27 protein-coding genes are annotated in these 20,311 nt (G+C 67.0%); 3 read left to right on the top strand and 24 right to left on the bottom strand.

The genetic code is table 11. From position 1 onward, the window contains the following. Positions 1–18 precede the first annotated feature (18 nt). Positions 19–270, bottom strand: a complete 252-nt coding sequence (locus tag ACWHMB_RS15515; protein WP_293226275.1) for a DUF3460 family protein — start codon at positions 268–270, stop codon at positions 19–21. 95 nt (positions 271–365) lie between these two features. On the opposite strand from ACWHMB_RS15515, the gene ACWHMB_RS15510 reads away from it, so the two are divergent. Continuing rightward, positions 366–887, top strand: a complete 522-nt coding sequence (locus ACWHMB_RS15510) for an outer membrane protein assembly factor BamE (protein WP_377484122.1) — start codon at positions 366–368, stop codon at positions 885–887. A gap of 75 nt (positions 888–962) precedes the next feature. Next, complete coding sequence (locus tag ACWHMB_RS15505) at positions 963–1,544, top strand: acyloxyacyl hydrolase (protein WP_377484120.1); 582 nt, start codon at positions 963–965, stop codon at positions 1,542–1,544. Here ACWHMB_RS15505 and ACWHMB_RS15500 read toward each other — a convergent pair whose 3' ends face one another. Continuing rightward, the gene (locus tag ACWHMB_RS15500; RefSeq protein WP_377484118.1) at positions 1,545–3,362 is read right to left on the bottom strand and encodes an ABC transporter ATP-binding protein/permease; all 1,818 of its coding nucleotides are present in this window, start codon (positions 3,360–3,362) and stop codon (positions 1,545–1,547) included. Between the two features lie 118 nt (positions 3,363–3,480). On the opposite strand from ACWHMB_RS15500, the gene ACWHMB_RS15495 reads away from it, so the two are divergent. Beyond that, a complete protein-coding gene (locus ACWHMB_RS15495) occupies positions 3,481–4,803 on the top strand; it encodes an MgtC/SapB family protein (RefSeq protein ID WP_377484116.1) in 1,323 nt (440 codons plus the stop codon). On the opposite strand, the gene ACWHMB_RS15490 is transcribed toward ACWHMB_RS15495, so the two are convergent. The 22 genes from ACWHMB_RS15490 to ACWHMB_RS15385 all read right to left on the bottom strand — a co-directional run bounded on the left by ACWHMB_RS15490 (position 4,804) and on the right by ACWHMB_RS15385 (position 20,278). Then, positions 4,804–6,030 carry a DUF1501 domain-containing protein gene (locus tag ACWHMB_RS15490; RefSeq protein ID WP_377484114.1) on the bottom strand — a complete coding sequence of 409 codons (1,227 nt, stop codon included), beginning with the start codon at positions 6,028–6,030 and terminating at the stop codon, positions 4,804–4,806. It lies immediately after the preceding gene. Between the two features lie 52 nt (positions 6,031–6,082). After that, a complete protein-coding gene (locus ACWHMB_RS15485; protein WP_377484112.1) occupies positions 6,083–7,642 on the bottom strand; it encodes a DUF1800 domain-containing protein in 1,560 nt (519 codons plus the stop codon). A 94-nt stretch (positions 7,643–7,736) separates the two neighbouring features. Further along, positions 7,737–8,138 carry an EF-hand domain-containing protein gene (locus tag ACWHMB_RS15480; RefSeq protein ID WP_377484109.1) on the bottom strand — a complete coding sequence of 134 codons (402 nt, stop codon included), beginning with the start codon at positions 8,136–8,138 and terminating at the stop codon, positions 7,737–7,739. Next, on the bottom strand, positions 8,135–9,079 hold the full coding sequence (locus ACWHMB_RS15475; protein ID WP_377484107.1) for a 5'-nucleotidase: 945 nt from the start codon (positions 9,077–9,079) through the stop codon (positions 8,135–8,137). Before ACWHMB_RS15475 ends, ACWHMB_RS15480 begins: the two co-directional genes overlap by 4 nt. 27 nt (positions 9,080–9,106) lie before the next feature. Beyond that, a complete protein-coding gene (locus ACWHMB_RS15470; RefSeq protein WP_377484105.1) occupies positions 9,107–9,532 on the bottom strand; it encodes a type II toxin-antitoxin system VapC family toxin in 426 nt (141 codons plus the stop codon). A gap of 2 nt (positions 9,533–9,534) precedes the next feature. Beyond that, positions 9,535–9,789, bottom strand: coding sequence for a type II toxin-antitoxin system prevent-host-death family antitoxin (locus tag ACWHMB_RS15465; RefSeq protein WP_377484103.1), 255 nt, complete (start codon positions 9,787–9,789; stop codon positions 9,535–9,537). Between the two features lie 55 nt (positions 9,790–9,844). Beyond that, positions 9,845–11,062 (bottom strand): type II secretion system inner membrane protein GspF, encoded by a 1,218-nt coding sequence (gene gspF, locus ACWHMB_RS15460; RefSeq protein WP_377484101.1) that lies wholly within the window; start codon positions 11,060–11,062, stop codon positions 9,845–9,847. A gap of 146 nt (positions 11,063–11,208) precedes the next feature. Then, positions 11,209–11,526 carry a phage head closure protein gene (locus tag ACWHMB_RS15455; protein ID WP_377484099.1) on the bottom strand — a complete coding sequence of 106 codons (318 nt, stop codon included), beginning with the start codon at positions 11,524–11,526 and terminating at the stop codon, positions 11,209–11,211. Positions 11,527–11,528: 2 nt separating this feature from the next. Further along, entirely contained in the window at positions 11,529–11,798 is a 270-nt protein-coding gene (locus tag ACWHMB_RS15450; protein WP_377484097.1) for a head-tail connector protein, read from the bottom strand. A gap of 164 nt (positions 11,799–11,962) precedes the next feature. Then, complete coding sequence (locus tag ACWHMB_RS15445) at positions 11,963–13,462, bottom strand: terminase large subunit (RefSeq protein WP_377484095.1); 1,500 nt, start codon at positions 13,460–13,462, stop codon at positions 11,963–11,965. Continuing rightward, positions 13,459–13,923, bottom strand: coding sequence for a TerS protein (locus ACWHMB_RS15440; RefSeq protein ID WP_377484093.1), 465 nt, complete (start codon positions 13,921–13,923; stop codon positions 13,459–13,461). Before ACWHMB_RS15440 ends, ACWHMB_RS15445 begins: the two co-directional genes overlap by 4 nt. A gap of 69 nt (positions 13,924–13,992) precedes the next feature. Beyond that, positions 13,993–14,352, bottom strand: a complete 360-nt coding sequence (locus ACWHMB_RS15435) for an HNH endonuclease (RefSeq protein WP_377484091.1) — start codon at positions 14,350–14,352, stop codon at positions 13,993–13,995. Continuing rightward, positions 14,349–15,506 carry a phage portal protein gene (locus ACWHMB_RS15430; RefSeq protein WP_377614908.1) on the bottom strand — a complete coding sequence of 386 codons (1,158 nt, stop codon included), beginning with the start codon at positions 15,504–15,506 and terminating at the stop codon, positions 14,349–14,351. The genes ACWHMB_RS15435 and ACWHMB_RS15430 overlap by 4 nt, the downstream gene beginning before the upstream one ends. Before the next feature lie 20 nt (positions 15,507–15,526). Then, positions 15,527–16,060 carry an HK97 family phage prohead protease gene (locus tag ACWHMB_RS15425; protein WP_377484087.1) on the bottom strand — a complete coding sequence of 178 codons (534 nt, stop codon included), beginning with the start codon at positions 16,058–16,060 and terminating at the stop codon, positions 15,527–15,529. A gap of 10 nt (positions 16,061–16,070) precedes the next feature. Next, complete coding sequence (locus ACWHMB_RS15420) at positions 16,071–17,288, bottom strand: phage major capsid protein (RefSeq protein ID WP_377484085.1); 1,218 nt, start codon at positions 17,286–17,288, stop codon at positions 16,071–16,073. A 191-nt stretch (positions 17,289–17,479) separates the two neighbouring features. Then, positions 17,480–18,049 (bottom strand): DUF3102 domain-containing protein, encoded by a 570-nt coding sequence (locus tag ACWHMB_RS15415; RefSeq protein ID WP_377484084.1) that lies wholly within the window; start codon positions 18,047–18,049, stop codon positions 17,480–17,482. 20 nt (positions 18,050–18,069) lie between these two features. Next, positions 18,070–18,264, bottom strand: a complete 195-nt coding sequence (locus ACWHMB_RS15410; RefSeq protein ID WP_377484082.1) for a hypothetical protein — start codon at positions 18,262–18,264, stop codon at positions 18,070–18,072. Beyond that, on the bottom strand, positions 18,261–18,890 hold the full coding sequence (locus tag ACWHMB_RS15405; RefSeq protein WP_377484080.1) for a helix-turn-helix domain-containing protein: 630 nt from the start codon (positions 18,888–18,890) through the stop codon (positions 18,261–18,263). The genes ACWHMB_RS15410 and ACWHMB_RS15405 overlap by 4 nt, the downstream gene beginning before the upstream one ends. Continuing rightward, positions 18,890–19,141 (bottom strand): helix-turn-helix domain-containing protein, encoded by a 252-nt coding sequence (locus tag ACWHMB_RS15400; protein ID WP_377484078.1) that lies wholly within the window; start codon positions 19,139–19,141, stop codon positions 18,890–18,892. Before ACWHMB_RS15400 ends, ACWHMB_RS15405 begins: the two co-directional genes overlap by 1 nt. Next, the gene (locus tag ACWHMB_RS15395; protein WP_377484076.1) at positions 19,141–19,398 is read right to left on the bottom strand and encodes a helix-turn-helix transcriptional regulator; all 258 of its coding nucleotides are present in this window, start codon (positions 19,396–19,398) and stop codon (positions 19,141–19,143) included. Before ACWHMB_RS15395 ends, ACWHMB_RS15400 begins: the two co-directional genes overlap by 1 nt. A gap of 447 nt (positions 19,399–19,845) precedes the next feature. Continuing rightward, on the bottom strand, positions 19,846–20,037 hold the full coding sequence (locus tag ACWHMB_RS15390) for a hypothetical protein (protein WP_377484074.1): 192 nt from the start codon (positions 20,035–20,037) through the stop codon (positions 19,846–19,848). Between the two features lie 85 nt (positions 20,038–20,122). Beyond that, on the bottom strand, positions 20,123–20,278 hold the full coding sequence (locus tag ACWHMB_RS15385) for a hypothetical protein (RefSeq protein ID WP_377484072.1): 156 nt from the start codon (positions 20,276–20,278) through the stop codon (positions 20,123–20,125). Positions 20,279–20,311: the final 33 nt, after the last annotated feature.

The following is a 20,311-nucleotide window of genomic DNA, read 5'->3' as shown; positions in this document are numbered from 1 at the left end:
GCTCAGGCTCTCAGGCGCTCATTCCGCGTCGAGCGCGTCGGGATGCGCACCGGGCTTGGGCGCATAAGCGTAGTAGACGTAGGCGGTCTGCGGCACGCGCCCGGCGCGCAGGTCGGCCTGCTGCTGCAGGTCGATGCGCTTGTCCCACAGCAGCGCGCGGCCCTGGCGCTGGCTTTGCTCCAGCTCGGGGCGCTGCTGCTTGAGCGACTGGATGAAGTTGGTGGCCTCGGAGGTGTAGTGCGGGCGGGCGAACAGCTTGGCGAGCGACATGGATTTTTACGGTTGAATCGGGGGGCGGCGTGCGCGCGGCAGGGGCGCCGTGCGTTACAAACGCGTTTTGTCGATTTTACCGGGGCCCGATCACGATGAAAAACCTCACCCGCCGCACCCACCGCTGGGGCCTGGCCGCGCTGCTGGGCGCCACCCTGGCCTTAAGCGCCTGCGACCCGCAGGCCATCAAGGAGCTGGAGGAGGGCGTGTCGACCGAGGCCGACGTGGTGCAGCGCTTCGGCCAGCCCGAGCGCGTGTGGCCCGAGGCCGGCGGCGCCAAGACCTACGAGTACAACCGCCAGCCCGCCGGCCTGCGCAACTACATGATCACCATCGGCGCCGACGGCAAGATGAGCGCGCTGCGCCAGGTGCTGACGCCCGAGAACTTCGCCCGCGTGCAGCCCGGCCAGGGCGTGGAGGACGTGCGCCGCATGCTGGGCAAGCCCGCGCAGCAACTGCCTTTGCCGCTCAAGAACCAGACCGTCTGGACCTGGAAGTTCCTGGAGCCGCCCAGCGAGACCAAGGCCTTCAACGTGTACTTCGGCCCCGACATGCGCGTACAGCGCAGCGAGATCGGCCCCGACCCGGATGGGCCGGACATGCGCGGCGGCGGTTGAGCAAACCCCCGGACTGGCATACGGCAATCGGCCGCCCGCCAGCGGCAAAGGCGCCACAGTCGGATACTGCGGCGCATGCTTTTTCACCGATTCAACATCTCGCACCCGCGCAGCCCGCGCTGGGCCGTCGGCGCTGCGCTGGCGCTGGCGGCCGCGCTGGGCTTGACGGCGCCGGCGGCGCAGGCGGCCCAGGGCCTGGATCTGGCCCTGACGGCCGGCAACGGCAAGTACCACGTGCACAAGTACGGCCTGGTGCTGGGCTGGACGCGCCCCGACCCGCTGTGGCAGGGCACGCAGTGGCGCCTGATGCTGCGCCACGAGGGCGAGCTGGCTCAGTGGCGCGTGCCTGACGCACCCAATGTGCTGGAGCTGGGCTATTCGCCCGTGCTGCGCTTCGAGCGGCCGCTGGCCGGCTCCGGCACGGTGTTTTTTCTGGAAGGTTCGATCGGCGTGCGCCTGCTGTCGCGCACCCGCGTGGCCGGGCACGAGCTGAGCACGGCCTTTCAGTTCTCCGACCAGCTGGGCCTGGGCTGGCAGTGGGGCGAGCAGGGGCGCCACACGCTGGGGCTGCGCCTGCAGCACCTGTCCAACGCCAGCATCAAGGTGCCCAACCCGGGCATGAACTTCTGGCAGTTGGTGTATCGCTACCGTTTTTAATCAACTGACCGGACTGCTCTCGATGCGATAGCGCGCCGGCGCCGCGTCGCCCTGCGCCACCAGCTGCCAGCGCCGCCGGTGAAACTGCGCCACGCTGGCGCGGTGGGCGATCGACAGCAGGGCGCCGCCGGCCTGCTCGGTCAGCGCGCGCAGGCGCTCGTAGAGCGTGCGCTCGGCCTCGGGGTCGAGCGCGCTGGTGGCCTCGTCGGCCAGCACCCAGGCGGGTTTTTTCAGCAGCACGCGGGCGATGGCCAGGCGCTGCTGCTCGCCGCCGCTGAGCTTTTGCGTCCAGTTGTCGCGCTCGTCCAGGCGCTCGGCCAGGCGCGGCAGCAGGGCGTCCTGCAGCGCCTGCCTCAGCTGTTCGTCGCTGTAGTTGGCGGCCGGCTCGGGGTAGGCCAGCGCATCGCGCAGGCTGCCGTCCGGAAAGTACGGCCGCTGCGGAATGAACATGCTGTGCGCCGGCAGCGCCACGCGCCCCTCGGCCCAGGGCCAGATGCCCGCCAGCGCGCGAAACAGCGTGCTCTTGCCGCTGCCCGAGGGACCTTGCAGCACGGTGTGCTCGCCCGGGCGCATGGCCAGCGTGGCGCCCTGCACCAGCGTGGCGCCGGTGGGCAGGGACACCGTCAGCGCGTCGGCTGCCAGGGTGTTGGCGCCGGCGCCGGGCATGGTTTCGAGCGCGCTGGGCGCGCCCTGGGGGCGCGACAGCGCGGCCTCGAAGCTGGTCAGACGCTCGGTGGTGGCGCGCCAGGCGGCCAGGCCGTCGTAGTTGTCGACGAACCAGGACAGCGCGCCCTGCACGCGGTCGAAGGCGCTGGCGATCTGCATCAGCTCGCCCAGCTGGATGGCGCCCGAAAAAAAGCGCGGCGCCGCGACGATGAAGGGAAACACCACCGCCGCCTGCCCGAACAGGTTGGTGAAGCCCACCAGCTGCTTTTGCTTGTTGATGAGGCGCAGGTAGTTGGCCAGCACGGCCGAGAAGCGCGTGTCCAGGTTGCGGTTTTCCACCGCCTCGCCCTGGTCCAGCGCGATCGACTCGCTGTATTCGCGCACGCGCACCAGGTGGTGGCGGTAGTTGGCCTCGCGCCGCTGCTGCTCGAAGTTCAGGCCAATCAGCGGGCGGCCGATGTAGTGCGTCAGCACGCTGCCCACGGTGCAGTAGGCCACCGCCATCCACACCATGTAGCCGGGGATGTCGAAGGCGTGCCCGCCCAGCTCGAAGGCGAAGTTGCCCGACAGCCCCCACAGGATGCCGACGAAGCTGACCAGGGTGACCACCGCGTTCAGAAAGCCCATCGACAGGCCCACGGTCTGGGCGGTGAACAGGTTCACGTCCTCCTGCAGGCGCTGGTCGGGGTTGTCGGGCACGCGCTGGCCGGGCTCGGGCAGGTGGGTCACGTCGGCCGGCTCGGCGGGCGCGGCGCTGGCGTAGCGGCCCAGCTCAATGCGGTAGAAGGCGTGGTCGGTCAGCCAGCGGCGCATCAGGTCGCGCGTCATCCAGGCGCGCCAGCGCAGCTGCAGCAGCTGGGTGAGGTAGAAGCGATAGACCGCGATGACGATGAAGATCACTGCCAGGTAGGTGAAGCGCCCCAGCTGGGTCCAGAACACGGCGGCGTTCTTGTTTTGCAGCGCGTCGTAGAAGGTTCGGTTCCACTCGTTGAGCAGCACCAGCATGTACACGGCGGCCAGGTTCAGCGCGATGATGGCCGCCAGCAGGCCGCGCGCGCGCCACTTTTCCTCGGAGCCGAAGTACGGCGCCGACAGGTGCAGCACCTGGCGCAGGAAGCGCCGGACGCGGGCCAGCTTGTCGAACCAGATCATGGGGAAACTTTCACGAGTGGGTGGCAGCGCGCATGGTAGCGACCCGCCAAGGTGCGCCGGGCGCGGCCTATACTGAACTGAAACCCCGCCATCCGAAATACCGCCCCGCACGCCGCCGATGCCCGACCCGATCCTGACCCTGCCGCAGGCCGACTGGCCCTATGCGCAAAGCCTGATGCGGCTGGCGCTGGGGCTGGCGCTGGGCCTGCTGATCGGGCTGGAGCGCGAGCGCCGCGGCAAGGAGGCGGGGGTGCGCACCTTCGGCTTCATCGGCATGCTGGGCGCCATCGGCGGCGCGCTGGGCATGGCCTACGGGCTGGCGGCGCTGGCGCTCACCGGCCTGCTGGCGGTGCTGCTGAACCTGTCCTCGCTGCGCGCCAATCAGGGCACCGAGCTGACCACCTCGGCGGCGATGCTGGTGACCTGCATGTCCGGCATCCTGTGCGGGCAGGGCCACACGCTGCCGCCGGCGGCGGTGATGGTGATCGCCACCGCGCTGCTGGCCTGGAAGGAGCGGCTGGCCGACTTCTCGATGGGCCTGTCCGAAAGCGAAGTCCGCTCGGCGCTGCTGCTGGCCATCCTGGCGATCGTGATCTACCCGGCGCTGCCCACCGGCACGGTGGGGCCGGGCAACCTGATCGAGCCGCGCTACGCCTGGGTGACGGTGATCCTGATCGCTGGCATCGGCTTTTTCAACTACGTGCTGTGGAAGATGTACGGCACGCGCGGCACCGAGCTGTCGGGTTTCTTCGGCGGCCTGATCAACAGCAACTTCACCGTCATCGAGCTGTCCGAGCGCGTGCGCGAGGTGGGTGCCGCCTTCGTGCCGACGGCCTACCGCGGCATCCTGCTGGCCACCACCGCCATGGTGGCGCGCAACGCCACGCTGCTGCTGATTCTGGCGCCGCAGGCGCTGGTGGGGGCGCTGTCGGCCTTCGGGCTGATGGCGCTGGTCAGCGTGTCGCTGGTGCTTAGCAGCATGCGCCAGCGCCGCGGCGCGCCGGCCGAGGCCGCGCCCGAGATCAACCTGGAGCTGCCGTTCTCGCTGTCGCAGGCGCTCAAGTACGGCGCCATCTTCCTGGTGCTGCACGTGGTGGGGGCGCTGACGCAGCGGCACTTCGGCGACGCGGGCTTCTACGTCGTCAGCGTGGTGGGCGGCCTGCTGTCCAGCGCCAGCGCGGTGGCCGCCGCCGCCACCCTGGCCGAGCAGGGCAACATCGAGCCCTTCACGGCCGGCGTGGGCGCGGTGCTGGCCTCGTTCACCAGCCTGGTGTTCAGCCTCAGCTTCGTGCTGCGCACGCGCAGCCGGCCGTTGATCCGCACGCTGGCGGCGTCGATGGTGGCCGTCGGCGCGGCCGGCCTGGTGGGCCTGCTGGCCAGCCACTGGGCCGAACCCTGGGTCGAGCAGGTGATCGATCTGGTGCGCCGGGGCGGGGCCTAGTCAAGCCGGCTGCAGCAGGCCGTCCAGCCGCGCATCCCAGCGCGTGTCGGGCAGCACGTCGGCCAGTTGCTTGTCGCTGAGGCCGAAGCCGGGCCGCAGCAGCTGCGCCAGCACGGCGCGAAAGTCGTGGTGCACCGGCACATCGCGTTGCTCGTGCAGGTTGGCCTGTGCCAGGCCGCTCCACTCGCCCCACCAGCGGCCGCCGGCCACGCCCGGGCCGATCAGCCACATGGCGTTGCCGTGGCCGTGGTCGGTGCCGCGGGTGCCGTTCTCGGCTGCGGTGCGGCCGAATTCGCTGGCCATCACGATCACGTCGCCCGGCTGGTCGAAGTCGCGCGCCAGCTGCGCCAGTGCCGCGCCCAGGTTGCGCAGGTTGCCGGCCAGCTGGCCGCTGACGGCGCCCTGGTTGGCATGGGTGTCCCAGCCGCCGGCCGACAGAAAGCCGATGCGCAGGCGGCGCTCTTGCCGCATCAGGGTGCCCAGGTTGCGCGCGTCCTGCACCAGCAGGGCGGGCGCAGCGGCGCCGTTGTCGGCGGCCTGCATTTCGCGCGTGAGGTCCTGCGCGGTGCGCAGGAGGCTGTCGGCGCCCTGGCGAAAGGCCTTGGAGAGGCTGTCCTGGCCGTCGTACAGCGCCAGCAGCGCCTCGCGCGCCTGGGTGTTTTGCAGGGCGCCGGGGCGCTGCGCGGCCTTGCCGTGGGCCACCAGCTTGACTTCGGCGCGGCCTTCGAGGATGCGCGGGTTGGACTCGCCCACGCCCAGCGCGTGCACCGCGCCGGCATTGCCGCCCAGGCCGGCCAGGCGGTTGAGCCAGCCGGGCGCATCGCCGCTGCGGCCCAGGCGCGCGGTTTCCCAGTAGTACTGGGCGTCGAAGTGCGAGCGCGTCGGGTCGGGCGAGCCGGCGGCGGGGATCACGGCCAGGCGGCCTTGCTGCCACAGCGGCAGCAGCTCGGCCAGCGCGGGGTGCAGGGCAAAGCGCGCGTCCAGCTTGATGGCGGCCTGCTCGCTGCCGTCGGGCGCGGGCAGGGCGATGCTGGAGCGCAGGCGGGTGTAGTCGGGGTCGGACCAGGGCACGAACAGCGACAGGCCGTCGACCGCGCCGCGCAGAAAGACGACGACCAGGCGGCCGTCGCCGCGCGCGCCGGGCGCGGCCTGGGCAAAGGCGCGCGGTCCGAGCGCCAGCGTGGCGGCGGCGCCCAGCAGGTGGCGGCGGGAGAGCGGGGTATTCATGATTAACTCCTGAATCAATAGCTGCTTGCGCTTGCCAGACGGGCGCGAGAGGCTATTTCGACATGAATTCGCGGCTGGCCAGCAGCAGGCCGGCGCGCAAGGCGGGCGGCTGGGCGTCGATCTGGCGCAGCGTGGCCGGCTGCATGAAGGCGTCCAGAAAGTCGACCGCCGGCCGGCGCCGCGCCAGCGCCAGCGCGTAGTCGGCGCGGTGGGTCAGCGCCTCGGGCGCCAGCCAGGTGGCGCGGTCGGTCTTGTAGCCGTCGGGCGTGGGCCAGCGCAGCACGCCCTGGCCGGCGTTTTGCAGCAGGCCCAGGGTCTGGTTGATCTCGCGCTCGTCCTGCGGGCCGCCGGTGGCGGCCAGGGCCGAGCTGGCGTAGTCGTAGGGCGTCTTGAACAGGTTGTGGGCCGGGTCCCAGAAGGCGCTGGAGCCGACCAGGGTGCGCAGCAGGGCGCGGGTGTCGCCGCCGCTGGACTGAAAGCTGCTTGCCAGCTCGCCCACCAGCGCGGGCGGCGGTGCGTCGGCCACGAACCACTGCGCCAGCCGCAACGCGATGCGGCGCGCGGTGGCGGGGTGCGCGGCCAGCATGCGGATGGCGGCCACGCCCTCGGCCTCGCCGGTGCGCGGGTCGGGGTTGCCGCCAAAACGCTGGCCCAGCACCGTCTTGACGCCGGTGTCGTGGCCGCGCGGCGCAAAGCGAAAGCCATCGGGCTGGCGCGGGCCCACCGTCCAGCCGGTGAGCACGCGCGCCAGCTCGCGCACGTCGCTCTGGCTGTAGCCGCCGTTGACGCCCAGGGTGTGCAACTCCATCAGCTCGCGCGCATAGTTCTCGTTCAGGCCGCGGCGCTGCGGGCCCTGCAGGGTGCCCTCGGCCACGCTCTGCACCTGGTCCAGGTAGTACAGCATGGCGGGGTGGCGGGCGCTGGCCAGCAGCAGGTGCTCGAAGCGGCCCAGCGCATGGCCGCGGATGGCCTGCGCCTGATAGTGGCCGGCAAAGGGGCGCACCGTGCCCTTGTCGATCGAGACGTTGAGGTGGTTGAACCAGAACTCGCTCATGCGCGCCAGCAGCGGGTGTTCCAGGTCGGGCCGGCTGGCGGCCAGCAGCTTCCAGGCGGCGGACTGGCGCGCCACGGCGGCGATGTAGCGCAGGGGCTCGGTGACGCGCAGGGCCGAGGGCGCAGGTGGCGCGGCGGATGCGGGCGCGGTCATCGCCGGCGGCGGCGCGGTGGGCCCCGCGACGGCGTTGCCTTTGGCTTCGCGCTGTTCGCGCCGCGCCTTGCGCTCGGCGGCGGTGCGCTCGAAGATTTCGGGCAGCGGGGCGTCGAAGTCGCCCGGCAGGCCGCCCAGCTGGATGGGCGCCTGGCTGGCGGCGAAGGCGGCGTCGATGGCGGCCAGCGCCCAGGCCTGCGCGCCGCCGGCCTGCTGCACCTGCGCGATCAGCGCCGGCGTGGGGCCGTAGCCCAGGCGCGAGAGCGCGCGCCAGATGGCGGCGGTGTCGGTGGTGTTTGCGGGTGGGTTGCTGGCGCGGGCCCAGGGCGCCGTCACGGCGGCGGCGCCCCAGGCGGCCAGACGCAGCGCGTGGCGGCGTGACAGCAGACGGGAAGACGATGGCATGGTGTTGACCCCGCGGGGCGTGCCGCAAAACGGCCGCCCAGTGTGATCCTGCCAACGGGCGCGGTCGCTGCCGCGCCGACCGGCTTTACAAACTTTACGGGCGCGACATGGCGCCGGCCGCCGCAGCCGCCTCGCGCTCGCGGCGGGCCTGGCGCTCGGCCTTCGCGCGCGCGGCCTCGGCGCGGATTTCGTCCTGCGTCAGATAGCCGTCGTGGTTGGTGTCGGTGCGCTCGAACAGCTCGGCCAGCGAGGGCTTGATGCGGATGGCCACGTCGGCCTCGGCGCGCGAGATGCGGCCGTCGCCGTTGGCGTCCAGCAGATTGAACAGCCTGAGCGCCTGCGCCTCGCCCTTGCCGGGCGTCTGGGCGGCGGTGGCCGGTGGCGCGGATGCGGGCGCGGCCGGCGCGGCGGGGGCGGACTGGGCCAGCGCGGCGCCGGCGGCGAGCGCACCGATCAGCAGCGCCGCGGCGGCGCGAAGGCGAAAGAGCAAGGTCATGCCCGATTGGAACGCCGGCGCGGCCTTGGGGTTGCCTGGGACGCCGGCGCATTTGTAACGCCCGCCGCCACGTGCCCGGCGGGCACGAAGCCGGCCGCCTGCTGGATGTGGCCGCTCTGGTCGTCGAAGAAGAAGTCGGGCTCGAACTCGCGCAGGAATTCGCCCTTGGGCAGGCCGCCCAGGAACATCGCCTCGTCGACGCGGATGTTCCAGCGCATCAGCGTCTGGATGGCGCGGCGGTGCGCCGGCGCGCCGCGCGCGGTGACCAGCGCGGTGCGAATGCGCAGCCCCGGCGGGCCGGCGTGCTGCAGGCGGTGCAGGGCCTCCAGGAAGGGCTTGAAGGGGCCGGCCGGCAGCGGCTCGTCGGCCTTGCGCTTTTCATGCTGCTGGAAGGCGGCCAGGCCCTTCTTTTGGAACACCTGCTCGGCCTCGTCGGAGAACAGCACGGCGTCGCCGTCGAAGGCGATGCGCAATTCGTCGGGGTAGCCGTTGCCGGCCGGGCGCGCGCCCACCATCACGTGCGCGGCCGGAAAGCCCGCCGCCAGCGCCTCGTGCACGTCCTGCGCGTTGGCCGACAGGAAGATGTCGGCGTGCAGCGGACGCAGGTAGCCGAAGGGCGCGCGGCCCTGGGTGAACACACCGCGCTCCAGCCGCAGCGCCTGCGCCGCGCCCGAGTTGAAGATGCGCATGCCCGACACCGGGTCGTTGCGCGAGAGGATGACGACCTCCACGCGCGCCACGCCGTCCTCGTTGAAGCGCAGCAGCTTGCGGACCATGGAATGCGCGATGCCGGGGCGCGCCGGCACGTCCAGGCGCTCCAACTGCAGCTGCATGTAGGCCTGCGCGTCGCCGGCATCGAAGACCTGGTTTTCTTCCTCCAGGTCGAACAGGGCGCGCGAGGAGATCGCGACCACGAGCTTGTCGTCGAGGGTGGCGGGCATGTCGAAAATGATAGCTGGTGGCGCCCGTCAGACAGGTGCTTGCCAGGGGTTTAGCACTTGCGCGCCGCAGGCGGCGAAGTCGCGCGTGTTGCGGCTGACCACCGTCAGGCCGTGGACCAGGGCGGTGGCGGCGATGTAGGCGTCCCGGATGGGCATGGGGTCGGGTACTTGCAAGCCGGCGCTGCGCCGGGCCACCTCGATGTCGAGCGGCAGCATGCGGCCGGCAAACGTCGGCATCACGTGCTGTTCCAGCCAGCGCCGCAAGAGCCTGCCTTGCACGGCGTCGCGCCGTTCCATGCGCAGGGTGCCAATTTCCAGTTCTTCCAGCGTGATGACCGAAACGTGCAGCGTGCTGGCGACGGTGCCCTCCATCCAGCGCATGACCTGCGCGTCGGCCTTGCCGGCGCCGGCCTTGCGCAACTCCGAGATGACGTTGGTGTCGAGCAGGAACATCGTCAGTCGAACTCGGCCGCGCGTGGCAAGTCGCGCCGCTGGGGCAGCACCGAATCGAGGTCGATGTCTTCCACACCGGGCATGGCCAGCGCTTCGATGATCGACTGGGGCTTGCGGGTCAGGCGCTCGTACTCGTCATTGGTGATCAGCACATAGGCGCGCTTGCCCCGGTCGGTGATGAACACCGGCCCGTCGTTGGCGGCGCGCTTGGCGCGGGCCGTGTCCTGGTTGAATTCGCGCGAGGTGAGGGTTTGCATGGCAGCCTCCGCAATCGATGAATGTAGCAATGTTACTACATGACGCCGGTCGGCGCTACTTCACCCACTGGTTGAGCTGGATGATCGGCAGCATCACGGCCAGCACGATCAGCATCACCACCACGCCCATGACCACGATCAAGAGCGGCTCCAGGATGGTGGCCAGCTGCATGGCGCGGCGCTGCACCTCGGTGGACAGCTGCACGGCGGCGCGCTGCAGCATCAGCGGCAGCTGGCCGGTCTGCTCGCCCAGGCGGGCGAACATGGCCAAGAGGCCCGGAAAGCGCTTTTTCTGCGCCAGCGCCGCCGCCAGCGGCGCGCCCTCGCGCACCATCACCAGCGCGTCCTCGGCGTCGGCGCGCATCGCCGTGTTGTTCAGCGTTTCGCTGGCGGCCTGCAGCGCGCGCAGGATGGGCACGCCGGCCCCCGCCAGCATGGCCAGCGTGGCGCCGAAGCGCGCCGCGTTGTAGCCGCGCGCCAGCCGCCCGACCAGCGGCAGGCGCAGCCAGGCGGCGTCGAATTTTTGACGAAAAGTGCCGATCGTCAGCGCCCAGCGTGCGCCGGCAGCTATCAAAACGATGGTGCCCAAAAGCCACCAGCCCCAGTTGCGCACGAAGGCGCTGATGGCCAGCATGGCCACCGTCAGCGTCGGCAGCGCGTGCTGGGTGCCGGCAAACACGGTGGCCACCTGCGGCACCACGTAGCTGACCAGGAACACCACGATCACGATCGCCACCAGCGTGACGATGGCCGGGTACAGCGCGGCGCCGATCAGCTTGGACTTGAGCGCCTGGCGCTCTTCCAGGTCGTCGGCCAGGCGCTCCAGCACGGCGCCCAGGTGGCCGCCCTGCTCGCCGGCGGCGATCACCGCCGTGTAGACCGGCGAGAACTCGCGCGGCTGCTGCGCCATGGCACGCGCCAGCGGGGCGCCGGCGTTGACCTCGGCGCGCAGGCCGGCGATCAGGTTGCGCTGCTTGTCGTCCTCGGCCTCGTCGGCCAGCGCCGACAGCGCGCGCTCCAGCGGCAGGCCCGAACCCACCAGCCCCGCCAGCTGGCGCGTGAAGATGGCCAGCCGCGTGCCGCCGAAGGCGCGCCCGCCGACGATCGGCCGGGTCAGCAGGCTGTCGGCGCGGCCGGTCACCGGCTCCACCGCCAGCGGCACCAGCGCCTGCCCGCGCAGCTGCGCGCGCGCCAGGCGCGCCGTGTCGGCCTCGATCACGCCCTTGCGGGTCTGGCCGTCGGCTTGCAGGGCTTCGAAGGAATAGGCGGGCACGTGCGTGGGGCGGGGCAGCGTGGCCCGGCAGGAATCGAAAGATTCTATTTCGGGCGCGTCAATGCTAGGTTTCAGTGATATGGCTTTGCAGGGTTCCCCATGCTGTTCCCCCTGCTTCGTTTCTCAGCATAGCAGGTAAGCCGGCTTCACCCCCCAGCCGTACACATCAGCACCAGCTCCCGGCCCGTGCTTTTCACGTCGATAACGCTGGTGACGCCGTACAGCTTCGCCCCATGCTTCACCCGCATGGCGGACTTCACGCCCGGTCGGTAGCGCAGGCGCACGCGGATGGTCGTCTCGGTCTGGTTTTGCATGGCGGCCAGGTATTCCCGGCCCTGCAGGGGCTCCACGGCGGCCCAGGCCGATAGGTAGGTCTGCCACTCGTTGATGGGCTGGCCGTAATCGTCAAAGCCCTGCACAAGCTCTTGCAGCTCGATCCGCTGGTCTAGGGTGCCGGCTTGCATTTCTATGCCTCCATGGCCCGATACGGGGCCAGCAGGCGGGAATACAGGTGGTTGTCCGACAGGGGACGATCCACCACGCTTTCCCTTTGTTCGTACAGGGCGGCGGTCAACATGAGCACCGCAATATCGACGGGGGCGGCGGTGGGCAGCGTCTCGACGTTGAGATACAGCAGGACGGTCTGCTGGGCGGCGTCGATCAGGCCCTCGATAAGGGTGTCCTCGTCGGTGTGGTCAACGCGAAGATGTGCTTTGGCTTGGCTCAGGGTTGGCATGGTTGCTCCTTGAATGGGTGCCGGTCGCGCGCGAAGAAAGGGTTCAGCGTGTTCCATTGGTCACGCAGTCCGCGCCACCGGCTGTCGGGGTTTTGTCTCAATCGCGGCACTCACCGACCAATCCGCGTCCGGGCTGTGCCTTGCGGCCCCCTCCCGGCCAGGGGTTAAACAAACATGAAGCTGTCGGCTTCATAGGCTTGTGTCTCCTCGCTGCGGCTCGCTGCGCCAATCGCCATGGCCAGGGCTTGCATGCCATCAATGCGGCCCGTGGTGCGGCTTTTGTCCAGCTTGCGCGCGCCGGTCGGGTCTTTGGTAACGCAGGCATTGGCCGCGCACATGGACAGCACCGGGTGCATACCGTGGGCAACACGGCCATTCAACAATTCAGCTTCGAGCGCGTCCAGGGCAGGGGCCATGTCCTTGAAGCCTTGCCCCCATTCAATGAGCGGCAGGTCGGCCCCCAAATCGCCCAGCTCCTTGCGCAATAGATCAATGCGCCAGCGGTCGTAGGCAATGGCTCTCACGTCCAGGTCGGCCATGATTTCAAGCATGCCGGTCGCAACGTGCTCATAGTCCACAGTGGCGCCGGGCGTGGTCTTCAGAAACCCTTGCTTCACCCACAGGTCATAGGGCACGCGGTCACGCTTTGCGCGGTCGTGAATGCCTTGCTCGGGCGTCCAGAAATACGGTCGGACGTGCCACACGTCACCCGCTTTGCCCACCAGCACCAGGGCCGTTAAGTCCGTCCTTGCGCTCAAGTCCAGGCCGGCGAAGACAGGCCCGTCCAGGGGCTCTACAGGCCCGCTACAAGCCTTCCACACGTCGGGGCTCACGAATGGGCTGTCTGTCGATACCCGCTGATTCAGCAGCAGGTTGCGCGCGGTGTTCTCCATGCTGGGCATGCGCTGCGCTTGCGTGAGCTGCTCGCTCAGGTCGGACTCGCTGCGAAACAGGCCAAGCGCCGGGTTTGCTGCCCGCCATGCCGCCTCATCCGTCAGCTCGCAACCCTCGGGCGCGGCGTACACGCGGCAGACAATCTTCGGGTCGTTGCTGATAGTGGCATCGTCGATCCATAGACTCAGCAAATCGGCGTCGCTTGCCGCTTGCGTGCTGATCGCAATCAGCAGCGGGTTTTCGTGGGCTCCCTGGCTGGTGGTGATGGCGTCCACAAAATCCGACTGCGGCCCGCGCACCTGCCCCACTTCGTCCAGGATCGCAAGCACAGGGCTCAGGCCGTGGGCGGTTTTGCCCTCGGCTGCCAGGGCTCGAAACTCGACATTCATCGGCAGGCCAATCAGGCGCTTACCCGATGGGACGATGCGCACCAGCTTCGATAGCTTCGGGCTGGCCTGCACCATCTTGCTGGCCAGGTTGAACACGAGGGCGGCTTGATCCCTCGACATTGCGCCCGACACAATCTGCGCGTTTTGCTTCGCCTCGGGGCCAATCAGGTGCGCCAGCAGCAGGCCGGCAATCAGGGCGCTTTTGCCATTCTTGCGGGCTATCGAAAGGATAGCGCGGCGGGTGCCGGCTGGGTTGTCGTAAACGTCCCGGATGAAGTCTTTCTGAAACTCAGCCAGCACCAGCGGCTTGCCCACGTCGGCACCTTCGGGCGTGACACAAAAGCCCTCGATAAAGGTGATGATGCGGGCGGCGCGGGTCATAGCGCGTACAGGCGCGGGATCAGGTCGGTCAACTCTTCGTCGGCTTGCCGGGCTTCACGCTCTGCCGTGGCAGCTTTGCCGGCGTCGCGTGCTTCGCCCACCGTGGCCAGGGCGTGCACCTGAATCGCTCGGGCAATGTTGCCGGCCCGCTTCACCAGCATCTCAATTGCCTTTGCGGTCGGGTTGATCTTGTCACCAGTGATGTAGCCCTCAACGTCCAGTTGCGCTTGCAACACTTCAATGTCTGCCATGGCGCGGGCAAGATGCGCCGCTGAAACGAGGTCGGCAGGCGTCCAGGTGCTACGCGCCTTGGACTCGATAATGCGCGCCCAGAATGGCAAATCGCCATCGCGCAGGGTGACATACGGCGGCGGCTCGATAGGCGCTTGTGCGGCGTTTTGAGCGGTCTGGATGGCCGATGCGATGCTGTCTGAGCGGGGACGGCGGGCAGTTGATTTCATGATGGCGAGTTAGCAGTGAAAAAAGGGAAACCGGGCGGTCTACAGCCTGCGACTGCTGGCGATTTCTTGCTATGCTTTCAGTAGCTTTGCTATCACAGTTGTAGCAGTCACTTCCTTGTTCCACGGATGGTTGGGATCAAGCGGCAGGCCGTCCAGGTCGCAACCCAGATAAACGTCTTTGCCGTGGTCGCTGGCCGTCTTCATCGAATGGCACTCATGGCACAGCGGCTGCAAGTTGTCCATGCTGTTGTCCGATGGATCACCACTCACGTGGTCAACGTCCGTCGCTGCGACAACCTGGCCACGCGCCAGGCAGTAGCGGCACAGCGGCTCACGATCCAGCACGGATGCCCGCAGGCGCTGCCATGCGCCCCCATTCAAGGGCAGGGTGCGCCGGGGATCGGCATTGCGTCCGGTGGCCTTGCTCATTGCTTGCTCGGGTAGTCGCCAGGGGCGGCGGGTGCCTTGCCCGTGGGCTCTTCGTCGATGCCGGGGATCGTGGGCAGGTTTTCCAGGCGCCGGGCTTCGGACTTGCGCATCCAGCCGACATTGATGCCGCTGGCGTAGAACGCTGCCCTTGTCGTTGCATCGCCCCTCAGTAGCCCCTCGACTTGGTGCTCGGCAAAGTACACACGGCGGCCCGCTTCGGTCAACAGCTTGCTTTGAATGGCTTGCTCCCATGCAACGAGGTGCCGACGTAGGGACAAGGTGACAAACTGCCGCGCCATCTCCACGCTGTTGCTGTAGTTGCCATGGCGAAGATCACCGATAACGGTCGGGGGCACGCGAAACAGGCGGGCCACTTCCTCGACGCTGAATTGCCGCGCGGCGATCCATTCGGCGTCTTCGAGCGTCATGCTCACCTGCTGAAACTCCACGCCTGATTCGAGGATGGCGGTCTTGCCAGCATTCGCACCGCCGGCATGTTGCGATGCCCAGCTATCGCGGATGGCAATGCGCTGCTCGGGCTTCAACAGGCCGGGGAACTTCAGCACACCGGATAGGCGGGTGCCGTTGTTGAACGTGCCCAGCCCATGCTCTTGCTCCGACTGCGCCAGGTCAATCACTCCACGGGCGGCTTGGATGGGTGACACGCCCAGCACACCGTCGGGCCCCAGGCGATGGCGAAGATGCAGGACTTCGTGAGACAGCAGGCGGATCAGCTTGCCGTCGCCATCGGTGTATTCGTAGGCCAGCTTGTCGCCGTTGCGAATCACGCTCACGCGGTCGGGGTTGATGGGCCACAGGGCAGATACTTGCCCGGCGCTGTCGAACTCGATTCGAGCATAGGCATTGCCCCTCAGCAGGACGTTGGCCTGCAGCAGCTCGCGGAACTCCAATGCCGTCTGGTGCTCGTTGGCTTGATCGTGAAGGACTCGATACAGCGGGTGTTCACTGGCGCGGGTGCGGTCTTCGCCGTCGCGCCGGAACAAGATCAAGGGCAGGCTGCCCACGGTCTCGCTGATGGCTTGCACGCAGGCATACACGGCCGATATGCCCTCGGGCTCGGTGGTGCCAGTCCGAAGGGCTTGAAAGGCCGCCCAGGTGTCGTTGGGGTTGTATGCCCGACGTTCGTAGCCCATGCGGCCGGCCAGGCGTTGAATCAGTCCCATAGACAAGTCTCAAGCCACAGGCGGCGGGTGTCGTTGTTGATGATGTTCTTGCGGGTGCGCAGGGCCACCGACGTATCGGCATACGCGGGATCAGCGGTCAGGGTGACTTCACTCAGCTCCACGTCCAGCAGCTCACGCACCAGGGACGGCCCTCGTTGTTCCCAGCGGTCGCCACCGTCACGAACCCGAAACCCGAAGGAGCAGCCGGCCACGTCGCCACGCTCCACGAGGATGGCCAGGTCGCGCCCGTGGGTGGTGTTCGGCAGGTCAAGCTCGAAGGCCAGGCCGTGCGGGTCTTCGCGCAGCTTCAATGTCTTGCTGCGCGTTGTCCCGAGTAGTGCGTCGCCCTGGTGGTGGTACAGGGCGCGAATGTTGGAAGCGCTTTCCAGGGACTTGCGAAAGGCCCCATTGCGGATGACCTCGACGAACCCGCCCAGGTCGGTTTCGCTGTTGAAGATCGCGGCGTAGCCCGTCAGCTTCTTGCCGTCGCTGCGCAGCTCGCCAGTTGAGCGGACTTCCAACATTCGCTGTCCCTTAGATGCCGATGTCCTCGACGGTCACGAACGCCTTGGGGTGGCGGACGGCGGCGTCCATGGTGTGCAGGATGCGCAGTTGCACCGCGCCGGCTTCGTAGTAGCCAGCGGCGTAGGGGTTGGCCAGGATTTCAGTAGCGCCCCATTCACCAATCACCAGCTGCGTGAAGTCGCCCAGGATCATGCGGCCCTTGTCGGGCGTGCCGGTCTTGGCGTCCAGTTGATTGGTGACGTGGGCGGGGATGCCTGCAACACGCCCGCCGGTCAGCAGGTACTCGGCTCCGACCGTGCTGTCCTTCAAGGTGCTGGCCAGCTTGGTTGCCACCCGGGGATGGATCAGCGCCGCGTTCGGGGTGACGTTCACCAGGGCCAGCTTTTCCAGCAGGCCCAGCAGGTTGGCCCAGCTCAGGGTCGCCAGGTTGCCGGTCTGCACGTTCGCGGCGGCCAGGATGCCCACCGGCTGTTTTGCAGCAGCGGTGCCGTGGATCAGGGCCTTGTCCACGGCGGCGGATACCACTTGGACAAAATCGTCCCGAACGAGTTGTTCGATTGCCGGGTTCGATGATTGCTGGATCAACTGGCGAGACAGACTCGACAGGGCTCCGACGTGCTTCGGGGACAGGCCGATGGTGTCGAACGTCGGATTGCTCTCGGTCAGGCTGTCGCCTTCGTTCAGCCAGTAGGCCGTCGATGCGCCGGTCTGCTTGGGGATCACCACGTCACCCCGGAGACCGGAAAGAACCCGAGCACCCAGCGAACGAACAATCAGGCTGTTGCGCAGCAGGCCGATGAACTCGGATGCCTTGTAATCGTCGGGGACGATCTTGTCTGCCGTGGTGGTGGTTTGGGTGGTGCGCTTCTCGAAAATCGAAGCTGGCACCAGCAGGCCGCCTTTCTTGGGCTCGATACCCTGGCGCTTGGCTTCTTGCTGAAACTCAGCCAGTGCGCCCGTGACGGCGCGTTGCTCGACTTGCGCGCGGATGGCGTCCAGGACGTTGACGCCCGATTCCATGGCGGCGCGGGGCTTGTCCACCGGGCGGCGTTCCATGTCTTCGAGGAACTGCGCGCGGGCTTCGTCGGCTTCGAGCGCCTTGATCTCGCCCTTCAGCTTGTCGAAAGCGGCTTGCTGTTCGGGGCTCAGTTGCGCGTTGCCGTCAACGAGGGCGCGGGCTTCGGTCACTTTCAGGGCGCGGGCTTCGCGCAGGTCGTTCAGCTTCATGGTCGGTCAATTCCGGAAAAGTCCTAGGTGCTGGATATATACCCAGTATTGTTGCAATAGTCAATTTCTATTTGCCAGTGTTGCGGAAACGTGCCACCGCGCGCAGGTTGCATGGTGATGCTCAGTAGGGCCAATTGATTGTGACGATTAGGCAAAAATTGAGCGGCCCAGCGGTTTGCCGTGCCAGCACGTTATGACGGTTCGGCCTCGGTCAGCTTGTCCAACTCGGCCAGCACGGCGGCCAGCCGGTTGCGCAGGGACTGCACCTTGCCGGGCTTGATCGGCGCGGCGTTGGATATGGCTCTTGTGGCCTCGCGCAGCGCCGTGGCGCCGGTGTCGAAAATCTTGGCGGTGCGCTCCCGCTCGTCTCGGCTGAAAATGCGCTCCACGCCATGCTGGCGCGGCGGCTCGGTCGGGTCGGTGGTGATTGCCTTGATGGCTTCGCGCACCGGCAAATCGGCAACGCGTTGCCGTTCTGCATCCGGCAGGGTCGGGACGCGCTTCGCCAGCAGCATGTAGGCGCGGGCGGTACGGGGTGCCACCGTGCAGTTGGCGGCCAGCCATTGATCCCATTCGCCGTGCCTCACCAGCGCCTTGGCCTCGTTCAGCAGGATGCCGGCGTCTATGACGTACTCGACCGCCTTCTTGGCGCGGTCTTCTGCGGCCTTCACGCGCATGTTGATGCGCTCGGCCAGCTCGCCCAGGTCGGTGGTGGTGACTTCGCCGGTCGTGTTCTCGATGATGGTGATTTCTTTGCTCATGATCTTTTCTCGGAGTAGGTTCACTGTTCGGCCTCGTACTGTTCTTTGCTGATTCGCCACAGTTCGCGCACCAGGTGGACGCGCTCTTCGAGGAACTCTTGCGCCAGCGTTGCCGGGAACACCTGCGGCGTGTCTCGCTCTTGCTGGTCAAGCAGCAGATTCAGCCCACGGTTGACCAGCAGCAGGCGCGCGATGGTTTTTTGCGACTCGTTCATGCCAGCGCCCTCGTTTTCGGTGCCACCTGCTCCAACACGCCCCCCAGCCGCCTTGTTCTTTTGTCCGCAGTAGATGGCTTCTCTAGATGGTGTCCGGTAGGCGGAACAGGCGGGGGTGCTTTTTGGCCCTCCATTGGCCCGGTAGGCGGAACAGTAGCGGCCCTCTCTGTTCCGGTAGGCGGGCCTATAGGGGTGCTCTCTGTTCCGGTAGGCGGACTAAGGCTTGCGTTTTTGCGGTAAGCGCTGCGCTCGAAACTTTCCAGCGCGCCCGTGTCGTAGCCGGTCAGTCGGTCGAGGCTATAGAACGTCAACGCGTACCAGCTCGCCTTGTTCGGGCGATGGCCCTTGACGGTCTCATGGATGAAGCCGGCTTCGATCAGTTCTTGCTTGGCTCGATGAATGCCGTCCGCCGACTTCCAGCCACGCTTGGCAAGGTAGGCGCGGCTCGCCAGCAAACGCCCGTTGTTGTCCCTGACGTACTGCCGGCAAAGCTCGATCAGCAGGCACCGGGCGGCGTGGTTCAGGCGTTGGTAGGCGTCGCTGTCCAGAACGGCCCAGGGCAGCGCCACAAAGCCGCCAGCGTCCCGACTGCCGTCGGCTCCTTTGCGCCGCTTGTCGCGCCCCATTACTGCGGCCCTCCGGGCTCGTTCACCAGCGTGTAGAGCGCCACACGGGCATGGTGGTAGCCGTCGCGGTCAACGATCACCACGGGGTCGGTGGTGATGCTGTAGCCGAATTTGTCGCGCAGTTCCTTGACGCGGGCGGGGGCCTGATAAATGCCCAGGCGGCGCAGGTCGTAGGACGTTTGGGGACGCAGGCGCAGGGCCTCGATAACCCGCTTGCGCTGCGCTTCGGTGGCAGTGGATTTGCTGTCCATTACTGCGCCCCTTTGGCCCGAAGCCAATTCTGGACTTTGGCCGAAACCCAGCGGGTGCAACGCTTGCCATCTTTGACGGGGGCGGGAAAATCGCCGCTGGCCACCTTGCGGCGGATGGACGATTCAGACAGGCCGGTGACGGAAACGACCGTCTGAATCTTCAGCAGCGCCTCGGGGATTTTGAGGCTGTCCAGGGTCTGGACTGCGATGCGGCGGGGACGGCTCTTGGGAGCGCCGGGGGCGGTATTGGGTTGCATTTAGCACCTCGTGAAAGAACACGGGTGCTATGGTGGTGTCACGACTTCGCCGTGAGAATGCCTTATGCAGCGGATCGGCTAGCCAATGCAGTGCAGCGGCTAGCTAGGATCAGGCGTATTTCTCAATGCCTTTCGTGCGCTGGAAAAGCTCATTCCCAATGCAGCGCATTCCTGCTCAGCGCAAATATCACGGCTCGAATACTTCCCGGTAGCCCATATTTCCTTGATTTGGTTGGCCTTGTCTCTTGCTTGCCCAGGTGCATTGTGGCGCGCATTTGCTGCCCTTCGCGCACGACGGGAAGATTTTTGTTTTATGGCGGTAATTATTCCCCGGACTTTTTTTGTTGCGGACGATCTGAACTCGACATGCTTTCTAAGCTTCGTCATCAACCATTTTGCTCTGTGTAACTCATCCAATAGCAACATAGCGATGTTCTCAAGATGTTGTCAATCTAGGGAGGAAATATATTTCCGATGAATTTCCCAGTTTTCGCCGGCTATTTCTTTTGCCTTGTCTTCTTCTAAGCCATCCTGCTCGGCAATTTCATACCAGCGAACTGATTTCTCCAGCAGTATTTTGTAATCGTTTCTGAATTTCTCGATTTTTTCCCAATCGATATTGATGTCAGTCTGTTCCATGCGTCCCTCACGCCCCTGAAAAGGTGCCAGCCCAGCCCGTCAGGGAAACGGGTTTTCGGAGATCAGCCTAGGGCTGGCGAAACTGTTAATCGACGTAGATTGTTGCGTTGCGCTCGCCGTACTTGGCTTGAAGCACCTGCAAAGCCAGCACTGCGCGGCCACGGTCAGAAAACCATGGTGATTGATGCTCGCGCCCATTGACCAGGTAGAGAACGAGATAACGAGTTGCTGAATTGGTCATGATGTCCCTTTTGTTTCGCCCAGCTCAGGCCGG

Source organism: Ottowia pentelensis (assembly GCF_964341695.1).
This window is presented reverse-complemented; position numbering and strand designations above follow the sequence as displayed.